This window comes from Pseudomonas pergaminensis (genome assembly GCF_024112395.2).
GTDB classification, from domain to species: Bacteria; Pseudomonadota; Gammaproteobacteria; order Pseudomonadales; family Pseudomonadaceae; genus Aquipseudomonas; species Aquipseudomonas pergaminensis.
In genome coordinates this window covers 5,284,426-5,309,059 of the sequence record NZ_CP078013.2, presented here as the reverse complement: position 1 = coordinate 5,309,059, position 24,634 = coordinate 5,284,426, and the positions used below count along the sequence as shown (strand labels likewise).

The following is a 24,634-nucleotide window of genomic DNA, read 5'->3' as shown; positions in this document are numbered from 1 at the left end:
ATGAGCACACCATGGATCAAAAACGCGCGGTAATCCTGCTGTCTGGCGGTCTCGACTCCGCCACGGTGGTTGCCATGGCGCAGGCGCAAGGCTATAGCTGCTACACCATGAGCTTCGACTACGGCCAGCGTCATCGCGCCGAACTGAACGCGGCTGCCCGCGTCGCCCGTGACATGGGGGTGGTCGAACACAAGGTGATCGGCCTGAACCTCAATGGTATTGGCGGCTCCGCCCTGACCGACAGCAGCATCGACGTGCCGGAAACCCCCGGCGAAGGCATCCCGGTGACTTACGTGCCAGCGCGTAACACGGTGTTCCTGTCCCTCGCCCTTGGCTGGGCAGAAGTGCTCAACGCCCGCGATATCTTTATCGGCGTCAACGCGGTGGATTATTCCGGCTACCCGGACTGCCGCCCAGAGTTCGTCGAGTCGTTCGAGCGCATGGCCAACCTGGCGACCAAGGCCGGTGTAGAAGGGCAGGGCTTCCGTATCCTGGCGCCGCTGCAAAACCTCAGCAAGGCCGATATCGTCAAGGCGGGCGTAGGACTTGGCGTCGATTATTCGCTGACTGTTTCCTGCTATCAGGCAGACGATGACGGCCGTGCTTGTGGGAAATGCGACAGCTGCCGACTGCGTGCAGAAGGCTTCCAAGCCGCCGGAATTACTGACCCAACGCGTTATTTCTGATTTATTTCAAATAAGGTGTTGAATAATCCTTAGAAATCAGTATTATACGCGCCACCACACAGCGGGTCGTTAGCTCAGTTGGTAGAGCAGTTGGCTTTTAACCAATTGGTCGTAGGTTCGAATCCCACACGACCCACCATTTTTGGCGGTTTAGAAAATCCGGAAGGCCCACGCAAGTGAGGATTTCCGGGTTTTTTTTTGCCTGCCTGAAAACACATCGAGCCCCAGGTGAATGAAAAGCCTGGGGCTTTCTTGTATCTGTGCCAGGGTGAAGCGTTCGCCAAAACCAATGGGTCACAATCGGGTTTAAAGGTCATTACGGGAAACGAAAAAACAATCAAAGTCTTTGAAATACATAGAATTGTCCGACAATTCCACACATGAAAAACTCTTCATAAACCCCCCGCTCGAACGTTGGTAGCTTCCTCGTCGCTGCCCCACAATTCGAGTCCTAATAATGAATAACAAAACTCTTAAAGGCGCCTTGGCGCTCGCCGTTTCCCTTGCCTCAACCCAACTGCTTGCCGGTGGTTTCGCGCTCAATGAACAAAGCATCAGTTCAATGGGCACGGGCTACGCGGGTCGCTCCTCCTCGGCCGAAGACGCCAGTACAGTGTTCGGCAACCCCGCCGGCATGTCGCGCCTGAAGCAGAATGAAGTCAGCCTCGGCGCGACTTACCTCGACGCCAAAACCAACATCAAGGACGCCAGTTCCTCGCAGTTCGGTGCCAACAACCCAGGCACTAACAAGGGCGACATGGTGCCCGGCATTGCCGTGCCGATGGGCTACCTGGTCACGCCCATCGATGAGCACTGGGCGTTCGGCCTGGGCATCTACGCGCCGTTCGGCTTGGTGACCGACTATGAGCACAGCTTCCAGGGCAATGGCTTTGGCACCAAGAGCAAGGTGTCGGTCATCACCGTGCAGCCCACCGTCAGCTACGCGTTCAACGACAAGATTTCGGTAGGCTTTGGCCCGACCTTTAACCGCATCAGCGGCGAGCTGGATTCCAATGTGCCACTGGGTGGCGGCGCTGGCGAAAGCGTGAAAGTCAAAGGTGATGACAACGCCACCGGGTTCAACGCCGGTATTCTCGTGCAACCCCTCGACAACACGCGCATTGGCGTGACCTACCACTCGCAGGTGGTGTACCACCTCAGCGGCAAGACCCATGCGTCCGGCTTGATTTCCGATGCATTCGACGGCGGGCCGCAGAAGTATGACGCCAGCCTGGACGTGACCACGCCTTCGTCCGTGGATTTCTCGGTCACCCATCAATTGAATGACGATTGGACCCTCTACCTTGGCAGCACCTACACGCGTTGGAGCCAGTTGAAGAAGATCACCATCAACAACGACGGTGTCTCCGACCTCACCGCTCAATTCGGCGGCTTGGGCTCGATCACCGAGCAACAGCACTGGCATGACACCTGGTCCCACGCCATCGGCGCGGCGTACCGGGTCAACAAAGAGCTGGTGCTGCGCACCGGTTTCTCGGTGGACCAGACGCCGACCAACAACACCGACCGCTCCGTGCGGATTCCTACGGGTGACCGCACGGTGTTCAGCCTGGGCGCCGGCTGGACGCCCGTCGACAACCTGACCTTCGACGTGGCGTATTCCTACCTCAAGGAAGAACCGATCAAGGTGCGGCAGAACCTTTCCCAGGTTGGCCTGACCTATGATGCCAAATATGAAAACAGCGCCAATGGCTTTGGTGGGTCGGTGACTTACCGCTTCTGATCTCTGCGAAACAGCAAAGAGCCTGTGGTAAAAAAGGGAGACTCCAACCCTGGCGTTTCCCTTTTTTTTGCCCGACAGATACGCCGGCGAATTCCAGATTTGGCTTTTGAAACCCTTGGATATTCTGTAGCCTTGCGCAGCTTCATCCCTAACCGTGCTTGATGAACACAATCACTTCGTCCGGCGGCGCCCGAAGGGCTCCAGAGCCGGTGGTACACTCGACTTTCGCGCAACTGCGCCTGCAGGTCTTGCGAACATGACGCAAATTTCCGAACGCCTTCTGGTACAAGCCCACCTCGACGCCAAGCAGCCCAAGGCTCTCAGTGCTGACGAAGAGGCGAGCCTGCGTACCGCCATCGCCGCCGAGCTCAAGGCTCAGGACGCGGTGCTGGTTGCCCACTTCTATTGTGACCCGGTAATCCAGGCCCTGGCCGAAGAAACCGGTGGCTGTGTCTCCGATTCCCTGGAAATGGCCCGCTTCGGCGCCGCCCACCCAGCCAAGACCGTGCTGGTCGCTGGCGTGCGTTTCATGGGCGAGACCGCCAAGATCCTCACCCCCGAAAAACGCATCCTCATGCCGACCCTGGAAGCCACGTGCTCCCTGGACCTGGGTTGCCCGGTCGATGAGTTTTCGGCGTTCTGCGACCAGCATCCCGAGCGTACCGTGGTGGTCTACGCCAACACGTCCGCGGCGGTCAAGGCACGGGCGGATTGGGTGGTCACCTCCAGCTGCGCGCTGGAAATCGTCGAAAGCCTGATGGACAACGGTGAGACGATCATCTGGGGCCCGGACAAGCACTTGGGCACCTACATCCAGCGCCAGACCGGTGCCGATATGCTGCTGTGGGACGGTGCCTGCATCGTCCACGAAGAGTTCAAGTCCAAGCAGTTGCAAGACATGAAGGCGCTGTACCCGGATGCGGCCATCCTGGTGCACCCTGAGTCGCCGACGGCGGTCATCGAACTGGCGGACGCCGTGGGTTCGACCAGCCAGCTGATTGCCGCTGCCCAGCGCCTGCCGAACAAGACCTTCATCGTCGCCACCGACCGTGGCATCTTCTACAAGATGCAGCAGCTGTGCCCGGACAAGGTCTTCGTCGAGGCGCCTACCGCCGGCAACGGCGCCGCGTGCCGCAGTTGCGCACATTGCCCGTGGATGGCGATGAACACCCTGGAGCGCACGCTGCAGTGCCTGCGTGAGGGCAGCAACGAAATCTTCGTCGAGCCTTCCGTGATCCCCCACGCGGTGCGCCCGCTCAAGCGCATGCTGGATTTCACCCAGGCTGCTCGCCTCAAGCTCGCCGGCAACGCCTGACTCAAGGCGGGCTCAGTAAAAAATGTGGGAGGGGGCTTGCTCCCGATAACAGAGTGTCAGTCAGCTCATCTGCAACTGATACCCTGCTATCGGGAGCAAGCCCCCTCCCACATGTTGATTTCCTCTCGTCAGGGCGTTATTTCTTCTGCTTGGGAATCCGCACCAACTGCGTATCCGAATAGATGTCATGCCAGCTGCGTTTGCGCTTATCCACCAGCGACCAGATAAACCCCAGCCCCACGCACAACCACGACGCAATCGACACCACAAAGCGCAACAGCGCCTGCCACAGGCTGATGCGCGAGCCGTCAGCGTTCTGTACGCGCACGCCCCACACCTGCATGCCCAGGGTCTGCCCGGAATGGGTCCAGAACTTGGCAAAGAAGCCGAACAGCACAAACAATAGAATCGTCGACAACAACGGGTCGCCGTCCAGCGCGCCGGATTCGGTGAGGGTGCGCATCTTCGCCTCGCCGACAAACGCGATCCAGATCAGCTTGTAGATAAACGCCGTGACGATCAGCAGGGCAGTGCACAACAGGAAGTCATAGAACATCGCTGCCAGACGACGGCCCAGGCCAACGGCGGGGAACTCGCCTTGGGGGCTCAGCAGGGGTTTTGACATGGCAGGGCTCTCTGATTAAAAAAGCCATTTTACGAGCATACGCATATAAAAAAGCCCCTGATGTCACCATCAGGGGCTTTTTGTCGCAGCAAGGATCAGCCTTCTGCTTGTACTTCGTCAGCCTGCATGCCTTTCTGGCCTTGCACGGCTTTGAAAGTGACCTTTTGGCCTTCTTTCAGGCTCTTGAAGCCGTTGCCCTGAATAGCGCGGAAATGCACGAACAGATCCGGACCGCTTTCTGGAGTGATAAAACCAAACCCTTTTTCGTCGTTAAACCACTTGACGGTACCGCTCTGACGATCAGACATTTTCTTCTTTCCTTTGACGCTAAAAATTAATGACAGCCCCTTTCGCATGAAAGAGTACTGGGCTGGGTTGCAGGAAAGTAAGAGACGTCGAACGGGTTGTAGCGCAACTACTTCAGCTACTGCCCAGGTCCAGGTTCCAAGCGACCCATGCAAACACAGTGGATAAACTCTACGCCAACTAATAGAGAAAAAACAAGCCCTGCCAAAAGCCCAGCGTTTGCTGGGGCATATGACACTTGGGTGACTGTTGTGGATCCCGACTTATTCGATAGAGTTGATCACTTGTTATAGGTTGATCCTTATAAGAAAGACTATCGGCAGTGCACTGTTTTATGGCGGTTGCGTTACAGATTAGTGCACGTTAACGCAACCGCGTTACTTATAGAAACATCCAATCAGCCGCGGAAGTAACGTTGCGGTACAAATGGCATTTTACTTACACGAAGTGGCACCTTTTTCCCACGCACCAGCGCAGACACTTCAGTGTCCAGTGCGATAAATGCACTGTCCAGGTAACCCATTGCCAGCGGGCCACCCAATGTCGGGCCGAAACCACCGCTGCACACACTACCGATCACGGTGCCGTCTGCGTCGACGATCTCTGCGCCTTCACGCACCGGCGTGCGCTCCTGTGGCAACAGGCCTACGCGTTTGCGGCTCACACCGGCTTGCTGCTGGGTGAAGATCTTGTCTGCACCTGGGAAGCCGCCAGCGCGCGCACCCTCGGCACGGCGGGTCTTGGAGATTGCCCACAGCAGGCTGGCTTCGATCGGTGTGGTGTCGGTGTTCATGTCGTGGCCGTACAGGCACAGGCCGGCTTCCAGGCGCAGCGAATCGCGGGCGCCCAAGCCGATGGCCTGCACTTCGGTCTCGGCCAGCAGGCTGCGGGCCAGGCTTTCGGCGTTGGCGGCGGGCACGGAGATTTCAAAGCCGTCCTCACCGGTGTAGCCCGAACGGCTGACGTAGCAGTCCACGCCCAGCAAGCGCAGGGAAGCGAACTGCATAAAGGTCATCTTGGTGACTTCCGGCGCCAGTCGCGCCAGCACCTTGACCGCCGCCGGACCCTGCAGGGCCAGCAGGGCGCGCTCTTCGAACAACGGCTCGATGGTGCATTGGTCGCCGATATGCTGACGCAGGTGCGCCAGGTCCTGGTCCTTGCAAGCGGCGTTGACCACCAGGAACAGCTCGTCGTTGCCCAGGTTCGCCACCATCAGGTCGTCGAGAATGCCGCCCTGGTCATTGGTGAACATCGCATAGCGCTGCATGCCGACCGGCAGGTCGATGATGTCGACCGGTACCAAGGTCTCCAGGGCCTTGGCGGCGTTCGCGCCCGTCAGGCGGATCTGGCCCATGTGGGAAACGTCGAACAGCCCGGCCTGATCACGGGTATGCAGGTGTTCTTTCATCACGCCCAGTGGGTATTGCACCGGCATGTCGTAGCCGGCGAAGGGCACCATGCGCGCGCCCAATTCGATGTGCAGGGCATGCAGAGGGGTTTTCAACAGGGTTTCGGTGGACATATTCAGCTCCTGAAAAACGTGCCGGCGCGCCTTTGGGCGTCAGCACTCGATAATGTTGACCGCCAAACCGCCACGGGCGGTTTCCTTGTATTTGCTTTTCATGTCGGCGCCGGTCTGGCGCATGGTGCGGATGACCTTGTCCAGCGAGACGAAGTGTTGCCCGTCGCCACGCAGCGCCATGCGCACCGCATTGATCGCCTTGACCGAGCCCATGGCGTTGCGCTCGATGCAGGGCACCTGCACCAGCCCGCCAATCGGGTCGCAGGTGAGGCCGAGGTTGTGTTCCATGCCGATTTCGGCGGCGTTTTCCACTTGGGAAACACTGCCGCCCAACACTTCGCACAGCGCGCCGGCGGCCATGGAGCAGGCCACGCCGACTTCACCCTGGCAGCCGACTTCGGCACCGGAGATCGACGCGTTTTCCTTGTACAAAATGCCGATGGCGGCGGCGGTGAGCAGGAAGCGCACCACGCCGTCTTCATTCGCGCCTGGGATAAAGCGCATGTAGTAATGCAGCACCGCCGGCACGATCCCGGCGGCCCCGTTGGTCGGCGCCGTGACCACGCGCCCGCCGTTGGCGTTTTCCTCGTTGACCGCCAGGGCGTAGAGGTTGACCCAATCCAGCACCGACAGCGGATCGCGCAGCGCCGATTCCGGGTGCTTGCACAACTGGCGATGCAAGGCCGCGGCACGACGCTTGACCTTCAAGCCGCCAGGCAGGATCCCTTCGTTGCGACAGCCTGCGTCCACGCAGTCCTGCATCACCTGCCAGATCTTCAGCAGGCCGGCACGGGTTTCCGCTTCCGGGCGCCAGGCACTTTCATTGGTCAGCATCACTTGGCTGATGGACAACCCATAGGTGGTGCAATGGCTCAGCAGGTCCTTGGCGTGCTTGAAGGGGAAGGTCAATGGCGTGGCGTCTTCGACAATCCGGTCGGCGCCGGCGGCGTCCTCATCCACCACAAAACCGCCGCCCACCGAGTAGTACTCGCGGCTGCGGATCTGGATATTGGCGGCGTCGAAGGCACGGAAAATCATGCCGTTGGGATGATAGGCGAGGGGTTTGCGAATCATCGCCAGGTGTTCTTTCTCGTTGAACGCGATGCTGTGTTCGCCGAGCAGATTCAGGCGGCCGTCCTTGCGCATCTGCGCCAGGCGCGTTGCCACGGTTTCGGTATTCACGGTGTCCGGGTGTTCGCCTTCCAGCCCAAGCAGCACGGCCTTGTCGCTGCCGTGGCCTTTGCCGGTGGCGCCGAGCGAGCCATAGAGTTCCACCTTGATGCTGGTGGTGGTGCCCAGCAGGTTGTCGCGCTTGAGGCCCTCGACGAATCGGGCGGCGGCGCGCATCGGGCCGACGGTGTGGGAACTGGAGGGGCCGATGCCAATCTTGAACAGGTCGAACACGCTTAAAGACATGAGTTGTTCTCCGGTTTCTTATTATTTATCGAGTGCACTCGGTCCAATTGTGGGAGCGGGCTTGCTCGCGAATGCGGAGTGTCAGTTGATGCATCTGGTGACTGAACCACCGCATTCGCGAGCAAGCCCGCTCCCACATTTTTGACCGTATTCACCCAGTCAGATCAGGCGTAACTCTCGATCGACGGGCATGCGCACACGAGGTTGCGATCGCCAAACACGTTGTCGACCCGGCCAACCGGCGGCCAGTACTTGCCTTCGATCAGCGAAGCAACCGGGTATACCGCCTGTTCACGGCTGTACGGGTGCGACCACTCACCGACCACTTCAGCGGCGGTGTGCGGCGCGTTTTTGAGCGGGTTGTCGTCCTTGTCCAGGGTGCCGTTTTCCACCGCGCGGATTTCTTCACGGATGGCGATCATGGCGTCACAGAAACGATCCAGTTCTTCCCGGGATTCGCTTTCGGTCGGCTCAATCATCAAGGTGCCGGCCACCGGGAACGACATGGTCGGCGCGTGGAAGCCGAAGTCGATCAGGCGCTTGGCCACGTCATCCACGCTGATGCCGCTGCTGTCCTTCAGTGGGCGCAGGTCGAGGATGCATTCGTGCGCCACCAGGCCGTTGCTGCCGGTGTAGAGCACTGGGTAGTGTTCTTCCAGGCGACGGGAAATGTAGTTGGCATTCAGGATCGCCAGTTGCGAAGCGCGCTTGAGGCCTGCGCCGCCCATCATGCTGATGTACATCCAGGTGATCGGCAGAATGCTCGCGCTGCCGAACGGGGCTGCACATACCGCGCCTTCCTTGCGTTCCATGGCGGCGTGGCCAGGCAGGAACGGCGCGAGGTGCGACTTGACGCCAATCGGGCCAACGCCCGGGCCGCCACCGCCGTGAGGGATGCAGAAGGTCTTGTGCAGGTTCAGGTGGGACACGTCGCCGCCGAACTTGCCCGGTGCGCACAGGCCGACCATCGCGTTCATGTTGGCGCCGTCGATGTACACCTGGCCGCCGTTGTCGTGGATGATGCCGCAGATTTCGCGGATGCCTTCCTCGAACACACCGTGGGTGGACGGGTAGGTGATCATCAATGCCGCGAGGTGGTCGCGGTGCTCGATGGCCTTGGCGCGCAGGTCTTCAATGTCCACGTTGCCACGGGCGTCACAGGCCGTCACGACGACGCGCATGCCCGCCATGTTGGCGGTGGCCGGGTTGGTGCCGTGGGCCGACGAGGGGATCAGGCAGATGTCGCGGCGCTCATCGCCACGGCTCTGGTGATAGGCACGAATGGCCAGCAAGCCAGCGTATTCACCTTGGGAACCGGCGTTCGGTTGCAGCGAGATCGCGTCGTAACCGGTGGCCGCGCAGAGCATGGCTTCGAGGTCCGAGGTCAGTTGCAGGTAGCCGGCGCTTTGCTCGGCCGGGGCGAACGGGTGCAGGGCGCCGAATTCGGCCCAGGTCACGGGGATCATTTCGCTGGCGGCGTTGAGCTTCATGGTGCACGAGCCCAGCGGGATCATGGTGCGGTCCAGCGCCAGGTCCTTGTCGGCCAGCTTGCGCAGGTAGCGCATCAGCTCGGTTTCGGAGTGATAGCGGTTGAACACCGGGTGGCTGAGGACTGGCGACTGGCGCAGCAGCGCGGCCGGCAGGGTGCTGTCCACCTTGGCAGCGAAGTCCGGCAGGGCCTTGCCGTCGGCGAAGATCGCCCACAGGGTTTCAATGTCGGCCTGGGTGGTGGTTTCGTCCACCGACACACCCAGACGCTCGGCGTCTACCACACGCAGGTTGATGCGCTGGGCGCGGGCCTTGTCGTGCAGGGCGGCGGTGTTGGTGCCGGTGTTGAGGGTAATCGTGTCGAAGAAGTGTTGCTGCTCGACCTTCAAGCCCAGGGTGGTCAGGCCCTTGGCCAGGATCGCGGTCAACTGGTGTACCCGTTGGGCGATCTGGGTCAGGCCTTTGGGGCCGTGGTACACGGCGTACATGCTGGCAATGTTGGCCAGCAGTACCTGGGCGGTGCAGATGTTGCTGGTGGCTTTCTCGCGGCGGATATGTTGCTCGCGGGTCTGCATGGCCAGGCGCAGGGCCGGCTTGCCGAAACGGTCGACGGACACACCGACCAGACGGCCCGGCATGTCGCGCTTGAACGCATCCTTGGTGGAGAAATACGCCGCGTGCGGGCCACCAAAGCCCAGCGGCACGCCAAAGCGTTGCGCGCTGCCGATGGCCACGTCGGCGCCGAATTCACCTGGCGGGGTCAGCAGGGTCAGCGCCAGCAGGTCGGCAGCCACGGCTACCAGGGCGTTGGCGGCGTGGAAACGCTCGGCCAGCTCGCGGTAGTCGAATACATCACCGTTACTGGCCGGGTATTGCAGCAGGGCGCCGAAGAACGTGCTGACGTCGGTCAGTTCACGTTCATCGCCCACCACCACGTCGATGCCCAAGGGCTCGGCACGGGTACGCAATACATCGAGGGTCTGCGGGTGGCTGTGGACCGAAGCGAAGAAGGCGTTGCTGCCCTTGTTCTTGCTCAGGCGCTTGCAGAAGGTCATGGCTTCGGCAGCGGCGGTGGCTTCGTCCAGCAGGGAGGCGTTGGCGATCGGCAGGCCGGTGAGGTCGCTGATCAGGGTCTGGAAGTTCAGCAGCGCTTCGAGGCGGCCTTGGGAGATTTCTGGCTGGTACGGGGTGTAGGCGGTGTACCAGGCCGGGTTTTCCAGCAGGTTGCGCAGGATCGGCGACGGCGTGTGGCAGTTGTAGTAGCCCTGGCCGATGTAGGTCTTGAACAGTTGGTTTTTGCCGGCGATGGCCTTGATCTTGGCCAGGGCCTCGGCCTCGCTCAGGCCGTCTTCCAGGCCGAGCACGCTGGTGCCCTTGATGCTTTCCGGGATCACGCTGGCGCTCAAGGCCTCCAGGGAGTCGAAGCCCAGGCTGGCGAGCATGTGCTGCTCGTCTTCCTGGCGCGGGCCGATGTGGCGGGCGATGAATTCGTTGGCGGTAGTCAGATTAACGGTCATGGCGCGCTCCTCAAGCTTCAGCGTTGGCTTTGATCAGGCGGTCGTACGCATCCTGATCCAACAGCTTAGCCACTGCACTGGCATCAGCGGGTTTAAAGCGGAAGAACCAACCTTCGCCCATCGGGTCTTCGTTGACCAGTTCCGGGCTGCCGTCGAGTTTGTCGTTCACTTCGAGCACTTCACCGTCCAAGGGCATGTACACGCCGCTGGCGGCCTTGACCGATTCCACGGTGGACGCTTCAGCGCCCTTGTCGTAGGCCTGCAACTCCGGCAGTTGCACGAAAACCACATCACCCAGCGCGTTCTGCGCGAAAGCGGTGATACCCACGGTGACGCTGCCATCGGCTTCGGCGCGCAGCCATTCGTGATCTTCAGTGAAACGCAACTCGCTCATGGAAACTCCTCGGGGCCAGATTCGTCTGGTGGACGGGATTGGAATAATGAGGAGTTGCTTAGCAATATCGCGGCCAAGGTTGTTAAGTCGTTATAAATCAACAAGTTAAATAAATCGGTTATGACGATATGCCGGTTGGCTGTAGCGATTTCGCTACACTCGGGCGCCTGAAAAAAAGCCTATGTGGATCAAAGCCTTGCATGGCGCGCAAAAAACAGGGTTGTAGCGATATCGTTCCACTGTAGCGCTTTCAGTACACTGGATGTCGTTCTTGGACCAAATTTAACGCTCGAATTGCAATTCCTGTGGGAGTTGGCTTGCCTGCGATAGCGGTGTGCCTGGCCCACCGCTGTCGCAGGCAAGCCAGCTCCCACATTTTGATCGGTACTCGGCTTCAGGGCTTATTTGGAATGCCGTATTTGCGCAGGCGATGGGCAATGGCCGTGTGCGAGGTCTGCAAGCGGCTAGCCAGTTGGCGCGTGGAGGGGTAGTGGGCGTAGAGCTTTTCCAGCAGGCTGCGTTCGAAATCTTCCATGGCCTGTTCCAGGCTGTCGACTTCGCCGTCGCCCTGGCGCGCCATCGAGGTGCCGGCAATGTCCAGGTCGCCGATGTCCACCAGGCTGCTTTCGCAAATGGCGGCGGCACGGAAGATCACGTTCTGCAGTTGACGCACGTTGCCCGGCCAGCGGTTGCCCAGCAGCGCAGGGTAAGTGCCGGGTGCCAGGCGGCACACCGGGCGCTGGATCTGGGCGCAGGCCTGCTGCATGAAGTAACGCGCCAGTAAGAGGATGTCCTGGCCGCGTTCGCGCAGCGGCGGCACTTCGACGTTCAGCACGTTGAGGCGGTAGAACAGGTCCTCGCGGAAGGTGCCCTCGCTGACCATTTTTTCCAGGTCGCGGTGGGTGGCGCTGAGGATGCGCACATTGACCTTCACTTCACGGTCGCCGCCGACGCGCCGGAAGCTGCCGTCATTGAGAAAACGCAGCAGCTTGGCCTGCAGGTACGGCGACATCTCGCCGATTTCATCGAGGAACACCGTGCCCTGGTTGGCCAGCTCCATCAGCCCCGGCTTGCCACCGCGTTGCGCGCCGGTAAAGGCGCCCGGTGCGTAGCCGAACAGCTCGCTCTCGGCGAGGTTCTCCGGCAGCGCCGCGCAGTTCAAGGCCAGGAACGGCGCACTGTGGCGCGCACTGATGGCGTGGCAGGCACGGGCGACCAGTTCCTTGCCGGTGCCGGTTTCGCCCTGGATCAGCAAGGGGGCATCCAACGCCGCCACACGTTGCGCACGGGCCTTGAGGGTGCGGATCACCGGGGACTCGCCCAGCAGCGCGTCAAAGCCTTCGGCATGGTCATGGTGCAGCGCCGACAGTTGTTCGCCGATGCGGTTGGGTTGGTAAAGGGTGAGCAGGGCGCCGGCGTCGGTGATCGGCGTGGCGTCCAGCAGCAGGGTCTGGCCGTTGACGCTGATCTCGCGCAGCGGCAAGCGAAAGCCGTGTTCCAGCAGGGTGTCCAGCAGCGCCGGGTCATTGAACAGCTCGCTGATGCTTTCCCCGGCCGGTTCACGACCGTACAGCGTGATCAGCGCCGGGTTGGCCAGCAGGATCTTGCCCGCACTGTCCAGCGCCAGTACCGGGTCGGTCATGGCGGCCAGCAGGGCGTCGAGTTGCAGATGGCGGCGTTGGCCGGGGAGGATGTCCACCACCGTGACCGCCTGCACGCCGTGCACGCTGAACAACGCACCGCGCAGTTCTTCCAATACGTCGGCGCTCAGGGTCGGGGCGTCGATGTAGACATTGGGCGGCACCATCTCCACCGCATCCAGGTTGAGATTGCGCCCACCGAGCAGGGCCAGGACTTCCTGGGTAATGCCGACGCGGTCGATGAAGCTGACGTGGATACGCATGGGGCGGTTGTTGGTTCTGGCGTACTGAGGGTGGCCAGTATGCCTGACAGGTGATGGAGATCAAAAATGTGGGAGCGGGCTTGCTCGCGAATACGGTGGGTCAGTGAAAAAATTGCTGACTGACACACTGCATTCGCGAGCAAGCCCGCTCCCACATTTGATTGTTGGTGCCTGGGAAATCGGGTTATTCGAGGTGTTCGGGCTTGACCGGATCGCCTGCCTTCACATCCAGTTGATGCCGCACATCCTCGAACATCAAGTCGTACTGCTTGTGCATCGAGCCGTTCAACACGGCAATCTTCGGCATGCCGTATTTCTGCGCGATGTTCATCGCATGCCGGGCAAAGTCGAACGCCTGGTCCTTGGGCAGGAAAAACTCCTCCTTCAGGTCCTTGCCCTGCACCGAGCCATGCAGCTTGAACAGCATCCCCTTGCCTTCCTTGGGATCCTGGCTGACTTCGTAGTCGATGCACAGGTTGTAGCTGTAGTCATCCTTGTTCAGCGCGTGACGTTCAACGTGCAGGTGACCCGGTTCAAAGGTGGCCATAGGCGTATCTCCTCTACTTCACAGATAGGTGATGCCAGGTGTTGCCGTGCTGATGCGTGTGCCGGCGCTGCCCTGGACGATGGCTTCGATGTCCGAGAGTGAACCGATGACGGCGGTTTTGCCAGTCTGGCGGGCGAACTCGCAGGCGGCCTGGACCTTGGGACCCATGGAACCGGCGGCGAAGCCGAGTCTTTCGATGTCGTCGGGGTGGGCCTGGCCGATGGCTTTCTGGGTGGGTTTACCGTAGTCGATAAACGCCGCGTTGACGTCGGTGGCGATTACCAGCAAATCGGCTTTCAATTGTGATGCCAGCAGCGACGAACACAGGTCTTTGTCGATCACCGCTTCAATGCCGCGCAGCTTGCCGTCCTCGCCGTACATCGTCGGAATGCCGCCGCCGCCGGCACAAATCACGATACTGCCTTTGTCCAGCAGCCACGTGATCGGGCGAATTTCAAAGATGCGTTTGGGCCGTGGGCTGGCGACCACGCGGCGGTACTTGTCGCCATCCGGGGCAATCGCCCAGCCTTTTTCGGCGGCGAGTTTTTCCGCTTCGGCTTTGGAGTACACCGGGCCGATGGGCTTGGTCGGGTTCTGGAAGGCCGGGTCCTTGGCATCCACTTCGACTTGGGTGAGCAGGGTGGCGAACGGCACTTCGAAGTCCAGCAGGTTGCCCAGTTCCTGTTCGATGATGTAGCCGATCATGCCTTCGGTCTCGGCGCCGAGCACGTCCAGCGGGTACGGCGACACCTGGGTGTAGGCCGCCGCCTGCAACGACAGCAGGCCGACTTGCGGACCATTACCGTGAGCGATCACCAGCTCGTTGCCGGCATGGATCTTGGCGATCTGTTCGGTGGCGATACGGATATTGGCGCGTTGGTTGTCCGCCGTCATGGGTTCACCACGGCGGAGCAGGGCGTTGCCGCCCAGGGCTACGACGATGCGCATACAGAATGTCCTTCTGAAAGTTCTGATGAAGGAACGCGGTCAATGTGGGAACTGGCTTGCCTGCGATAGCATCACTGCAGCCTTCTTGAAAGACCGAGGTGCCCGCATCGCGGGCAAGCCCGGCTCCCACATTTGTCCTCATTGCCAACTAGAGGTTTAGATATCTGCGAGTGCCGACACCAGAATCGCCTTGATGGTATGCATGCGGTTCTCCGCCTGCTCAAACGCAATGTTGGCCGGCGACTCGAACACGTCCTCGGTCACTTCCACGCCGTTTGCCAGGTTCGGATAACGCGCGGCGATGTCCTTGCCCACCTTGGTTTCGCTGTTGTGAAACGCCGGCAGGCAGTGCATGAACTTCACGCGCGGGTTGCCCGAGGCTTTCATCATCTTGGCGTTGACTTGGTACGGCAGCAGTTGCTCGATGCGCTCGTCCCACGCTTCCACTGGCTCGCCCATGGACACCCAGATATCGGTGTGGATGAAGTCCACGCCTTTCACCGCTTCCTTCGGGTCTTCGGTGATGGTGATACGCGCGCCGCTTTCTTCGGCAAATCCCTGGCATTGCTTGATGAAATCTTCGTGCGGCCACAGGGCTTTCGGCGCGCCGATGCGCACGTCCATGCCCAGCTTGGCGCCGATCATCAGCAGCGAGTTGCCCATGTTGTAGCGCGCGTCACCCAGGTAGGCGTAGCTGATGTCATGCAGCGGTTTGTCGCTGTGCTCGCGCATGGTCAGGGTGTCGGCGATCATTTGGGTCGGGTGGAATTCGGCGGTGAGGCCGTTGAACACCGGCACGCCGGCGAACTTGGCCAGCTCTTCGACGATTTCCTGCTCGAAGCCACGGTACTCGATGGCGTCGAACATCCGGCCCAATACGCGGGCGGTGTCTTTCATGCTTTCCTTGTGGCCGATCTGCGACGACACCGGGTCGATGTAGGTGACGTGGGCACCCTGGTCATGGGCCGCGACTTCAAACGCGCAGCGGGTGCGAGTCGAGGTTTTTTCGAAGATCAGTGCGATGTTCTTGCCCTTCAGGTGCGGACGCTCGGTGCCGGTGTACTTGGCGCGCTTGAGGTCGCGGGACAGGTCCAGCAGGTAGTGCAGCTCGCGGGTGGTGTGGTGCATCAGCGACAGCAGGCTGCGGTTGCGCATGTTGAAAGCCATGATGGATCTCCTTCTGTTTAGGTTATCCCCCTGGCCGACGCTTTATGGGCGACGGCCAAGGCCTGGAAATTAATAGTCGATAGGGTCGCGGATGATCGGGCAGGTCATGCAGTGGCCGCCGCCACGGCCCCGGCCGAGTTCGCCGGCGCTGATGGTGATGACTTCCACCCCGGCCTTGCGTAGCAGGGTGTTGGTGTAGGTGTTGCGGTCGTAACCGATCACCACGCCAGGCTCCACCGCCACCACGTTGTTGCCGTCGTCCCACTGCTCGCGCTCGGCGGCGAAGCTGTTGCCGCCGGTCTCGACCACACGCAGCGCCTTGAGGTTGAGGGCCGCGGCGACGGTTTCGAGGAAGTTGGTTTTCTCGCGCTGGATGTCGATGCCGTGTGGCTTGCTCTCATCCGGACGCAGGGTGAACGGCACGATTTGGTTGACCACTTCGGGGAAGATGGTGACCAGGTCGCGGTCGCAGAAGCTGAATACGGTGTCCAGGTGCATCGCCGCGCGGGATTTCGGCAGGCCGGCCACGATGACTTTCTCCACCGCCTTGTTCTTGAACAGGTTGCGCGCCAGTTGGCCGATGGCCTGGTGCGACGAGCGCTCACCCATGCCGATCAACACCACACCGTTACCGATTGGCATGACGTCGCCGCCTTCCAGTGTGGAAGCGCCGTGTTCCTGATCCGGGTCGCCGTACCAGATCTGGAAGTCGGCGTTGGTGAACTCGGGGTGGAATTTGTAGATGGCCGAGGCCAGCAGGGTTTCCTGGCGTCGCGCCGGCCAGTACATCGGGTTGAGCGTCACGCCGCCGTAGATCCAGCAGGTGGTGTCGCGGGTGAACTGGGTGTTGGGCAGCGGCGGCAGGATGAAACTGGCGTGGCCGAGGAAGTCGCGGAACATCTCGATGGTCTTGCCACCGAAGCTGCTCGGCAGGTCATCGGCCGACACGCCACCGATCAGGAATTCGCTGATTTTGCGCGGCTCCAGGCTGCGCAGCCACGAGCTCACTTCATCGACCAGGCCCAGGCCCACGGTGTTGGCGGTGATCTTGCGCTCCAGGATCCAGTCCAGCGCTTCGGGGATGGCAACGATGTCGGTCAGCAGGTTGTGCATTTCCAGCACATCAATGTCCCGCTCGCGCATCTTGGTGACGAAGTCGAAATGGTCGCGCTTGGCCTGGGCCACCCACAGCACATCATCGAACAGCAGTTCATCGCAGTTGTTGGGGGTCAGCCGCTGGTGGGCCAAGCCTGGGGAGCACACCATGACTTTGCGCAGTTTGCCGGCTTCGGAATGTACGCCGTACTTCACTTTTTCCGTGATCATTACAGATCCTCCAGTGAACAAAAGATTCAGGTGTTACAGGGTCAGGAAGCCGTCGTAGAGCCCATAGGCCGCCACCAGGGCGCCAATGACCACTGCGGCGAAAATCAGCTTCTCGACGTGGGTGAAAATCGGTTTGCCCAGTTCATGCTTGGCCTTGGCGAACAGGATTACGCCGGGGGCATACAGCAGGGCGGACAACAGCAGGTATTTGACGCCGCCTGCATACAGCAGCCAGATCGCGTAGATCAGCGCGATAGCGCCGATGAACAGGTCTTTCTTGCGCTCGCGCAGGGCGTTTTCGTAGGTCTCGCCGCGCACGGCCAGCAGTAATGCGTAAGCCGCCGACCACAGGTAAGGCACCAGGATCATCGAGGTGGCGAGGTAGATCAGCGACAGGTAGGTGCTGGCGGAAAACAGCGTGATCACCAGGAATATCTGCACCATGGCGTTGGTCAGCCACAGGGCGTTGGCCGGCACATGGTTGGCGTTCTCCTTGCGCAGGAACTCCGGCATGGTGTGGTCCTTGGCGGCGGCGAACATGATCTCCGCACACAGCAGCACCCACGACAGCAGCGCCCCCAGCAGCGAGATGATCAAGCCGACGCTGATCAGCACCGCACCCCAGTGGCCCACCACATGTTCCAGCACGGCGGCCATCGATGGGTTTTGCAGCTTGGCCAGTTCCGGTTGGGTCATGATGCCCAGGGACAGCACGTTCACCAGCATCAGGAACAACAGCACGGTGATAAAGCCGATTACCGTGGCCTTGCCCACGTCGGAGCGTTTTTCTGCGCGGGAGGAGAAGATGCTCGCGCCTTCGATGCCGATGAACACCCACACGGTGACCAGCATCATGTTGCGCACCTGGTTCATCACGCTGCCCAGGTCGGGATTTTTCACGCCCCAGATGTCAGCGGTGAAGATGTCCAGCTTGAACGCGAACAGGGCGATCAACACAAACAGCACCAGCGGCACCACTTTGGCGACGGTGGTCACCAGGTTGATGAATGCCGCTTCCTTGATGCCGCGCAGCACCAGGAAATGCACGGCCCACAGCAGCACCGACGCACCGATCACCGCAGCAGGGGTATTGCCTTCGCCAAAGATCGGGAAAAAGTAACCGAGGGTGCTGAACAGCAACACGAAATAACCCACGTTGCCCAGCCAGGCGCTGATCCAGTAGCCCCAAGCTGAAGAGAAGCCCATGTAGTCGCCGAAGCCGGCCTTGGCGTAGGCATACACGCCGCCGTCGAGGTCGGGCTTGCGGTTGGCGAGGGTCTGGAACACAAACGCGAGGGTCAACATGCCGATGGCGGTAATCACCCAACCAATCAGCACGGCGCCGACATCGGCACTGGCGGCCATATTTTGCGGCAGTGAGAAGATCCCGCCGCCAATCATTGAGCCGACGACAAGTGCAACCAGTGCGCCCAGTCGAAGTTTTCCGGGAGATTCAGACATCGCATAACTCCAATGCAGGAGAAGAGAGACCACAGAATAAATCCGTGCGCTAATCAAACAGCTGACTCAGATCACTTCATTGGCACATTCCATTGTGAATTAATGACTTAGGGTGCAAAGCCGTGGGCAATAGTTTTCCGCGCAAAGGGGCTTTCCAGAGCGATCCCTGCGGTATTGGTTAATCATTTAGTGCTACGTGTGGACGTTTTAAGCTAGTCCGTTTTTCCGAATGTGCAAACTTTTCATAGAGGCGACAATAAGTAGCCAATACACGACAAGGTAGTCGCCGTATTTAAATTCTAAATAAGCCTCAACCCTATAAACTGTCATGCCCTTGGGTTATTAACGCCGTGTTTTATTGCGGTCTCTAATAAACGCTACACTCGCTGGGTTAATTAGTTGAGTGCACAGTTGTCAGCTAAAACGATTTATTCATTCAGGAGTGTTCATGTCCCAACCCGCCCAGAAACTTCGGCTCAGTGCCCTGATCGCCCTGGTAGTGGGGTCGATGATCGGCGGGGGGATTTTCTCGTTACCGCAGAATATGGCCGCACGCGCCGAGGTGGGCGCCGTGCTGATCGGCTGGGCGATCACCGCCGTGGGTATGTTGACCCTGGCCTTCGTGTTCCAGACCCTGGCCAACCGCAAGCCTGAATTGGACTCGGGCGTGTACGCCTATGCCAAGGCAGGCTTCGGCGACTACATGGGCTTCTCGTCGGCCTGGGGTTACTGGATCAGCGCCTGGATGGGCAACGTGGGTTACTTCGTGTTGCTGTTCAGCACCCTCGGTTATTTTTTTCCGATATTCGGTCAGGGCAACACGCCGGTGGCCATCGGCTGCGCGTCCTTGCTGCTGTGGGCTGTGCATTTTCTGGTGTTGCGTGGGATCAAGGAGGCCGCGTTTATCAATCAGATCACCACCGTGGCCAAGATCGTGCCGCTGCTGATGTTTATCGTAATTGCCAGCGTGGCATTCAAGGCCGAAATCTTCACCCGTGATATCTGGGGCGCGGGCAACCCGACTATCGGCAGCGTGGTGGACCAGGTGCGCAACATGATGCTCGTCACCGTGTTTGTGTTTATCGGCATCGAGGGCGCCAGCGTGTACTCGGCGCGCGCCGAGAAACGCTCGGACGTGGGCCGCGCCACGGTCATCGGTTTTTTGGGCGTGCTGGCACTGCTGGTGCTGGTGAATGTGTTGTCCCTGGGGATCATGAGCCAGCCGGAACTCGCGCACTTGCAGAACCCGTCCCTGGCAGGTGTGCTCGAACACATCGTCGGCCCCTGGGGCGCGATGGCGATCAGCATCGGCCTGGCGGTCTCGCTGCTCGGCGCCTTGCTGTCCTGGGCGTTGCTCTGCGCGGAAATCCTCTACGCCACGGCCCAGGACAAGACCATGCCGGCGTTTTTGAAAAAGGAAAACGCCAACCAGGTGCCGGTTAACGCGTTATGGCTGACCAATGTAATGATCCAGGTCTTCCTGGTGATCACGCTGTTTTCCCACAGCACCTACACCACCCTGATCTACCTCGCCTCCTCGATGATCCTGGTGCCGTACCTGTGGTCGGCGGCCTATGCGGTGTTGTTGAGCGGGCGCGGCGAAACCTACCAGGGCGCCCACGGCCAGCGCATGAAGGACTTGCTGGTGGGCCTGATTGCCCTCGGCTATGCGGTGTGGCTGCTCTACGCTGGCGGCTTGAAGTACCTGCTGCTGTCGGCGCTGCTGTATGCACCTGGCGTGATCCTGTTTGCCTTGGCCAAGCGCGAGCAGGACCAGCCCTTGTTTACCCACATGGAAAAAGGCATTTTCAGCTGCGTGATCGCCGGCGCGGGGCTGGCGGCGTATGGGTTGTACAGCGGGGTGTTGTCGCTGTGAGACTGGCGTATCAGCCGCCCTACGACTGAGCGGCAATGGTGGGGTTTCTGTCGGCGCGGGCGATCGGCGGGATGGAGACGGTCGAGGCGGGGGTGTACCGGCGCAGTATCAGCCTCGGCGGGCAGCACGGCTGGATCAGCGTGGCAATGGGGGGTGGCGATTGGCTAGACGTGGAGGTGGGTTTTCCAGACCCGGCGGCATTGCCTGAGATCGAACGGCGCTTGCGCACGATGTTCGATCTGGATGCCCAGCCCCAGTTGATCAACCCGCAACTGGCGACGGACCCATTGATGGCGCAACTGGTCGCAGCGCGTCCGGGCTTGCGTGTGCCGGGCACCTGGGATGGCCTGGAGCTGGCGATTCGCGCGGTGCTCGGCCAGCAAATCACCGTGGTGGCCGCGATTCGTCTGGCGGGTAAGTTGGTGGCGCAATACGGTCAGCCGTTGGCAACGCCGCATGCCGGTATCACCCATGTGTTCCCCGCCGCCGAGGTGTTGGCAGCGGCGGACCTGGCGACGCTGGGCATGCCCAAGGCGCGTGGGCGGACCTTGTCGGGTGTGGCCCAGGCGTTGCTGGATGATCCTCGATTGTTCGAACCCCAGGCCAGCCTAAAGGCCGGTGTGGCGCGGTTGGTGGCGTTGCCCGGCATTGGCGACTGGACCGCGCAGTACATCGCCATGCGTCAGATGCGCGAGGTGGATGCGTTTGCGTCGGGGGATATCGGGTTGATCAATGCCCTGGCGGCGTTGGAAGGTGGGCCGGTTTCGGCGCGGCAGTTGTTGGCGCGGGCTGAGGCTTGGCGCCCGCTCCGGGCGTATGCGGCGCAGCATTTGTGGACGTCGTTGCAGCGGGCGGATTGATAGTGCCTGTATTGGCCTCTTCGCGAGCAAGCCCGCTCCCACATTTTGACCGAGTACCTCCATGGAATGCGGTCGAATGTGGGAGCGGGCTTGCTCGCGAATGCGGACTCAAGGTCACCACTGAGGCCGGTGTGAACCCAATTCCCCAGCCGGCAAATCCCACTGCAACGGCGTGCCGCTGATAGCGACCGGTGGCAACAATCGATGTGCCGGGCCCCAGGCTGTCTGCTCCGCCAACAGGCCTTGATCTGCTGGCTCTTCGGCGCGCAACGCTGGCTGCTCCGGCACTTGTCCCGCCTCTACCAGCAACTTCGCCGTGCGCGCCAGCGACAACCGTGCCGAACCGCCGCGCCCCGACTTCAAGCGTTCGCTCAAGGCCTGAATCGCACTGGCCGCCATCAAATACCCGGTCGCGTGATCCAGCGCCTGCAACGGCAGGGGCACCGGTTTGTCCGTCTGTTTCCAGGCCATGCCAGCGGCGGCGATTCCGCTGCTCATCTGCACCAGGCTGTCGAAACCCCGGCGATTACGCCATGGGCCGCTCCAGCCGTAGGCGTTGAGGCTCACATCGATCAGGCCGGGGGCAATGGCTTGCAGGGCGCTGGCGGTGTAGCCCAATTGCTCCAGGGCGTCGGCGCGGTAGCCGTGGAACAGGATGTCGGCGTCCTTGAGCAGGTTTTCGAAAACCTGCCGGCCCTCGGGGCTCTTCAAGTCCAGGCGGGCGCAGCGTTTGCCCAGGGTCATTTCTGGCACTACGCCCGGCTCGTTCCAGTTGGGGGAGTCGATGCGCAGCACGTCGGCGCCCAGGCCCGCGAGAAAGCGACTGGCCACGGGACCGGCCAGCACGCGGGTCAGGTCCAGTACCTTGATGCCCGCCAGCGGCCGCGCCACCGAGCCGAGCCAGGGTTTAACGGAGGTGGTTTCATTGGTCTGGCGCTGCACCAGCGCCTCGGCATTCACTGCCAGCCCTTGGGGATGCGACTGCCATGCCTGCCACGAACGCATCTGCGCCGCGCAACCACCCTCGTCGACAATCGCTTGCTCCAACTCGGCAGCTTTCCATTTGGCCACATTGGCGGCCATCTCGCTGCGGTCGGCGGCTTTGCCCAGCACCCGCTCGGCAGCGGCGCGGTGATGGGGCGCGTTGGTGTGCAGGCGAATCCAGCCATCGGCGCTGGCGTAGTCACCTGCCACCGGGTCCCACAGCGGTGGAACGTCCCAGCCTACCGGACGAATCGAGGAGGAGAACCAGAAGGACGCGAGCCGCCGGTCCACGCTGACGCCAGGCAGGCGCCCGGTCTGTTGCTGGATCAACTGGGCCACGGCCTGGCCGGCGGCACCGAGGCTGGCGGCGGCCAGGTCGGTGACAGCGAAGGTCGAGGGCAGGGCGCCGGCTTCGGTATAGGTCAGTGGCGTGTGCGGTAGATCGAGTGCGGCTTGGATGGGGGTCAGCAGGTCAGTCATCAAAGGCCCTCCGTAAGAGAAGGGCCACTATAGAAGATCCTCAGGCCGGTGTGGCAACCCCAGGTTCCAACGGCAGGTCGATGCTGGCGACAAAGCCGCCGTCGGAATGGTTGGCGAGGATCAGGCTGCCGCCATGGCGTTCGGCGGCGCGACGCGCAATCGCCAGCCCTAGCCCATGGCCTTGTGCGGTCTGGCCGGGGGCGCGGTAGAAGGGTTCGCCCAACTGGCTCAAGTGCTCGGCGTCAACGCCTGGGCCGTGGTCGCGCACGCTGATGAGAATGCGCTCGCCCTGGCGCTGGGCCTGTAGCTCAATTGCCCGACCCTGTGGGTTGAAACGCTGGGCGTTGCGCAGCAGGTTATCCACAGCGCGCTCGATCATGGTCGGCCAGCCCTTGAGGTGCAGGTCGCCTTCGGCGCTCAGTTGCACCACCTGGTCCGGCGCGCTGAGTTGGGCGTCCTTTTGCAAGGTTTTGAGCAGAGGGTAGAGGTCGATCTCTTCGGCGCTGGCATTGTCGGCATCGACGCGGGCCAGTACCAGGATCTCGCTGATCAACGCCTCCAGGCGATCACACTCACGGGTCAGACGCGGCCAGAGTTTTTCTCGTTCTTCGGGGCTGGCGCGTTCGGCCAGGGCCAGGGCGATCCGCAGGCGTGCCAAGGGCGAGCGCAGTTCGTGGGAGACATCGCGCAGCAACTGGCGCTGGCTGCCGATCAGGCTTTGCAGGCGGGCGCCCATGCGGTTGAAGTCGGTAGCCAGCACGCCGAATTCATCGCGGCGGTTGGCCAGGCGCGCCAGGCTGTTTTGCTGATAGGTGGCCTGGCCAAGGTCATGCACCGCACCACGCAAACGGCTGAGGGGCCGGGTGATGGACAGTGTCACCAGCAGGCTGAACAGGGTCAGCACCACCAGCGCAATCGCCAACGCGCTCAACGGCCACAAAAGGCTGCTGCGGTGCCAGGCGTCGAGTTCCGGGTGCGGGATGCGGTAGATCAGCAGGTAGGTGTCGCCGGTCTTTTCGCTGGTGTACTCGGCGGTCAGGCGACGCCAGGGCAGATGGCCGTCCTGGCTGTCGTTCTGGCGCGCCTCGAAGGCGGCGGCGCGGCGCGGGAAGGTGCCGCGAACCACCGGATCGCCGCTTTCATTCAGCACTTGCACGTCGATGTGGTACTGGCGTTTGCGCTGTTGCAGCAAGTCCTGGGCAGCATCCTCACCCTGGGCTTCGTAGAGTTGGGTCCACTCTTCGGCCAGGTTATTAAGGCCGGGGTGGCGGCTGAGAATCCAGGCATCTTGATTGAGCATGTGCCCAAGCAGAATCGACAACCCGGCAACCAAGGCGATGGCCAGCCAGAAGCTGGCCAGGATGCGCCAGAACAATGAACGCACAGGAAACCCTCAAACAGGAAAAGCCCAGCGGCGCGAGCCACTGGGCTGGGAGTGTTAACGCGTGGGCATTATTGCGCTTTTTGCGGCTGTTGCGCTTTCCAGGCCTGGAATTCCTTCCATTCGGCGCGGCGCTGTTCTTGCTTCTTGACGATCTCGTCGAATTTCTTCTGTTGATCGGGTTTCAGCACGGCGCGGATGTCAGCCTGGGTTTTCTGCTTGCCGGCGGCGATTTCGTCCTGCATGGCTTTCTGGTCAGCGGCTGGCAGTTTGTCCAGGTACTTTTTGACCAGGTCCTTGCGAGCATGCCATTGGTCGCCCATCAGTTTGCCGATCTGCTCACGCTGTTCCTTGCTCAGGTCCAGTTGGCTGAACGGGCCACCTTTGCCACGCGGACCGTGTTCACCGCCGTGGCCCGGGCCACCCATCATGTGGCCTTCGGGGCCGCCCATCGGGCCTGGGCCTTCAGGCATTGCCGCCATGGCAACGGTTGGCAGGGCAGCGGCGAACATCAAAGCGATAAGGGTCTTGCGCATGGTGATTCTCCTGTCTCTATTCCGGTGAGTCCGGATGTGAGTAGATTACGGAGATCAAGGTCAGCGGCGGTCAGGTGTGGGTAAAGCTTGGGTAAAGACGATTTTGAAGCGAACTGACAAAACTCACACCGCTGGGTATTTCACCTGTGGAC

20 protein-coding genes and 1 tRNA gene are annotated in these 24,634 nt (G+C 61.1%); 6 read left to right on the top strand and 15 right to left on the bottom strand.

Features of this window, described 5'->3' with window-relative positions; all coding sequences use genetic code 11:
* Positions 1 to 11 precede the first annotated feature (11 nt).
* The 4 genes from queC (at position 12) to nadA (ending at position 3,745) form a co-directional block, all read left to right on the top strand.
* Positions 12 to 686: a 7-cyano-7-deazaguanine synthase QueC gene (gene queC / locus KUA23_RS24145; RefSeq protein ID WP_025854756.1), complete on the top strand. Its 675-nt coding sequence runs from the start codon at positions 12 to 14 to the stop codon at positions 684 to 686.
* 63 nt (positions 687 to 749) lie between these two features.
* Positions 750 to 825: transfer RNA gene (locus KUA23_RS24140), tRNA-Lys, on the top strand.
* Between the two features lie 318 nt (positions 826 to 1,143).
* Positions 1,144 to 2,430 carry an OmpP1/FadL family transporter gene (locus KUA23_RS24135; RefSeq protein WP_252992981.1) on the top strand — a complete coding sequence of 429 codons (1,287 nt, stop codon included), beginning with the start codon at positions 1,144 to 1,146 and terminating at the stop codon, positions 2,428 to 2,430.
* 256 nt (positions 2,431 to 2,686) lie between these two features.
* A complete protein-coding gene (gene nadA, locus KUA23_RS24130; RefSeq protein WP_252992980.1) occupies positions 2,687 to 3,745 on the top strand; it encodes a quinolinate synthase NadA in 1,059 nt (352 codons plus the stop codon).
* 136 nt (positions 3,746 to 3,881) lie between these two features.
* Here nadA and KUA23_RS24125 read toward each other — a convergent pair whose 3' ends face one another.
* The 12 genes from KUA23_RS24125 to arcD (KUA23_RS24070) all read right to left on the bottom strand — a co-directional run bounded on the left by KUA23_RS24125 (position 3,882) and on the right by arcD (KUA23_RS24070) (position 18,365).
* The gene (locus KUA23_RS24125) at positions 3,882 to 4,370 is read right to left on the bottom strand and encodes an RDD family protein (protein WP_010208122.1); all 489 of its coding nucleotides are present in this window, start codon (positions 4,368 to 4,370) and stop codon (positions 3,882 to 3,884) included.
* Between the two features lie 95 nt (positions 4,371 to 4,465).
* Complete coding sequence (locus KUA23_RS24120) at positions 4,466 to 4,678, bottom strand: cold-shock protein (protein WP_034109143.1); 213 nt, start codon at positions 4,676 to 4,678, stop codon at positions 4,466 to 4,468.
* A gap of 395 nt (positions 4,679 to 5,073) precedes the next feature.
* Entirely contained in the window at positions 5,074 to 6,198 is a 1,125-nt protein-coding gene (gcvT, locus tag KUA23_RS24115; RefSeq protein WP_100492227.1) for a glycine cleavage system aminomethyltransferase GcvT, read from the bottom strand.
* A gap of 39 nt (positions 6,199 to 6,237) precedes the next feature.
* A complete protein-coding gene (locus KUA23_RS24110) occupies positions 6,238 to 7,614 on the bottom strand; it encodes an L-serine ammonia-lyase (RefSeq protein ID WP_078050004.1) in 1,377 nt (458 codons plus the stop codon).
* Between the two features lie 164 nt (positions 7,615 to 7,778).
* Positions 7,779 to 10,619: an aminomethyl-transferring glycine dehydrogenase gene (gene gcvP, locus KUA23_RS24105; protein WP_252992979.1), complete on the bottom strand. Its 2,841-nt coding sequence runs from the start codon at positions 10,617 to 10,619 to the stop codon at positions 7,779 to 7,781.
* 10 nt (positions 10,620 to 10,629) lie between these two features.
* Entirely contained in the window at positions 10,630 to 11,013 is a 384-nt protein-coding gene (gcvH, locus tag KUA23_RS24100; RefSeq protein WP_015885597.1) for a glycine cleavage system protein GcvH, read from the bottom strand.
* Between the two features lie 394 nt (positions 11,014 to 11,407).
* Positions 11,408 to 12,916 carry a sigma-54-dependent transcriptional regulator gene (locus KUA23_RS24095; protein WP_078050002.1) on the bottom strand — a complete coding sequence of 503 codons (1,509 nt, stop codon included), beginning with the start codon at positions 12,914 to 12,916 and terminating at the stop codon, positions 11,408 to 11,410.
* Between the two features lie 184 nt (positions 12,917 to 13,100).
* Positions 13,101 to 13,463, bottom strand: coding sequence for a DUF5064 family protein (locus KUA23_RS24090; protein ID WP_078050001.1), 363 nt, complete (start codon positions 13,461 to 13,463; stop codon positions 13,101 to 13,103).
* A gap of 18 nt (positions 13,464 to 13,481) precedes the next feature.
* On the bottom strand, positions 13,482 to 14,411 hold the full coding sequence (arcC, locus tag KUA23_RS24085) for a carbamate kinase (RefSeq protein ID WP_078050000.1): 930 nt from the start codon (positions 14,409 to 14,411) through the stop codon (positions 13,482 to 13,484).
* A 156-nt stretch (positions 14,412 to 14,567) separates the two neighbouring features.
* Complete coding sequence (locus tag KUA23_RS24080) at positions 14,568 to 15,578, bottom strand: ornithine carbamoyltransferase (RefSeq protein WP_252992978.1); 1,011 nt, start codon at positions 15,576 to 15,578, stop codon at positions 14,568 to 14,570.
* Positions 15,579 to 15,647: 69 nt separating this feature from the next.
* On the bottom strand, positions 15,648 to 16,904 hold the full coding sequence (gene arcA / locus KUA23_RS24075; RefSeq protein ID WP_252992977.1) for an arginine deiminase: 1,257 nt from the start codon (positions 16,902 to 16,904) through the stop codon (positions 15,648 to 15,650).
* Positions 16,905 to 16,937: 33 nt separating this feature from the next.
* Positions 16,938 to 18,365: an arginine-ornithine antiporter gene (arcD, locus tag KUA23_RS24070; protein ID WP_252992976.1), complete on the bottom strand. Its 1,428-nt coding sequence runs from the start codon at positions 18,363 to 18,365 to the stop codon at positions 16,938 to 16,940.
* Positions 18,366 to 18,813: 448 nt separating this feature from the next.
* On the opposite strand from arcD (KUA23_RS24070), the gene arcD (KUA23_RS24065) reads away from it, so the two are divergent.
* A complete protein-coding gene (gene arcD / locus KUA23_RS24065; protein ID WP_078049997.1) occupies positions 18,814 to 20,241 on the top strand; it encodes an arginine-ornithine antiporter in 1,428 nt (475 codons plus the stop codon).
* A gap of 35 nt (positions 20,242 to 20,276) precedes the next feature.
* Entirely contained in the window at positions 20,277 to 21,101 is an 825-nt protein-coding gene (locus tag KUA23_RS24060; RefSeq protein ID WP_252992975.1) for a DNA-3-methyladenine glycosylase family protein, read from the top strand.
* Positions 21,102 to 21,215: 114 nt separating this feature from the next.
* On the opposite strand, the gene KUA23_RS24055 is transcribed toward KUA23_RS24060, so the two are convergent.
* The 3 genes from KUA23_RS24055 to KUA23_RS24045 form a co-directional block, all read right to left on the bottom strand.
* Positions 21,216 to 22,565 (bottom strand): CoA transferase, encoded by a 1,350-nt coding sequence (locus KUA23_RS24055; protein ID WP_252992974.1) that lies wholly within the window; start codon positions 22,563 to 22,565, stop codon positions 21,216 to 21,218.
* A 40-nt stretch (positions 22,566 to 22,605) separates the two neighbouring features.
* A complete protein-coding gene (locus KUA23_RS24050; protein WP_099494294.1) occupies positions 22,606 to 23,949 on the bottom strand; it encodes a sensor histidine kinase in 1,344 nt (447 codons plus the stop codon).
* A 68-nt stretch (positions 23,950 to 24,017) separates the two neighbouring features.
* Entirely contained in the window at positions 24,018 to 24,482 is a 465-nt protein-coding gene (locus KUA23_RS24045) for an LTXXQ domain protein (RefSeq protein WP_034109057.1), read from the bottom strand.
* Between the last annotated feature and the right edge of the window lie 152 nt (positions 24,483 to 24,634).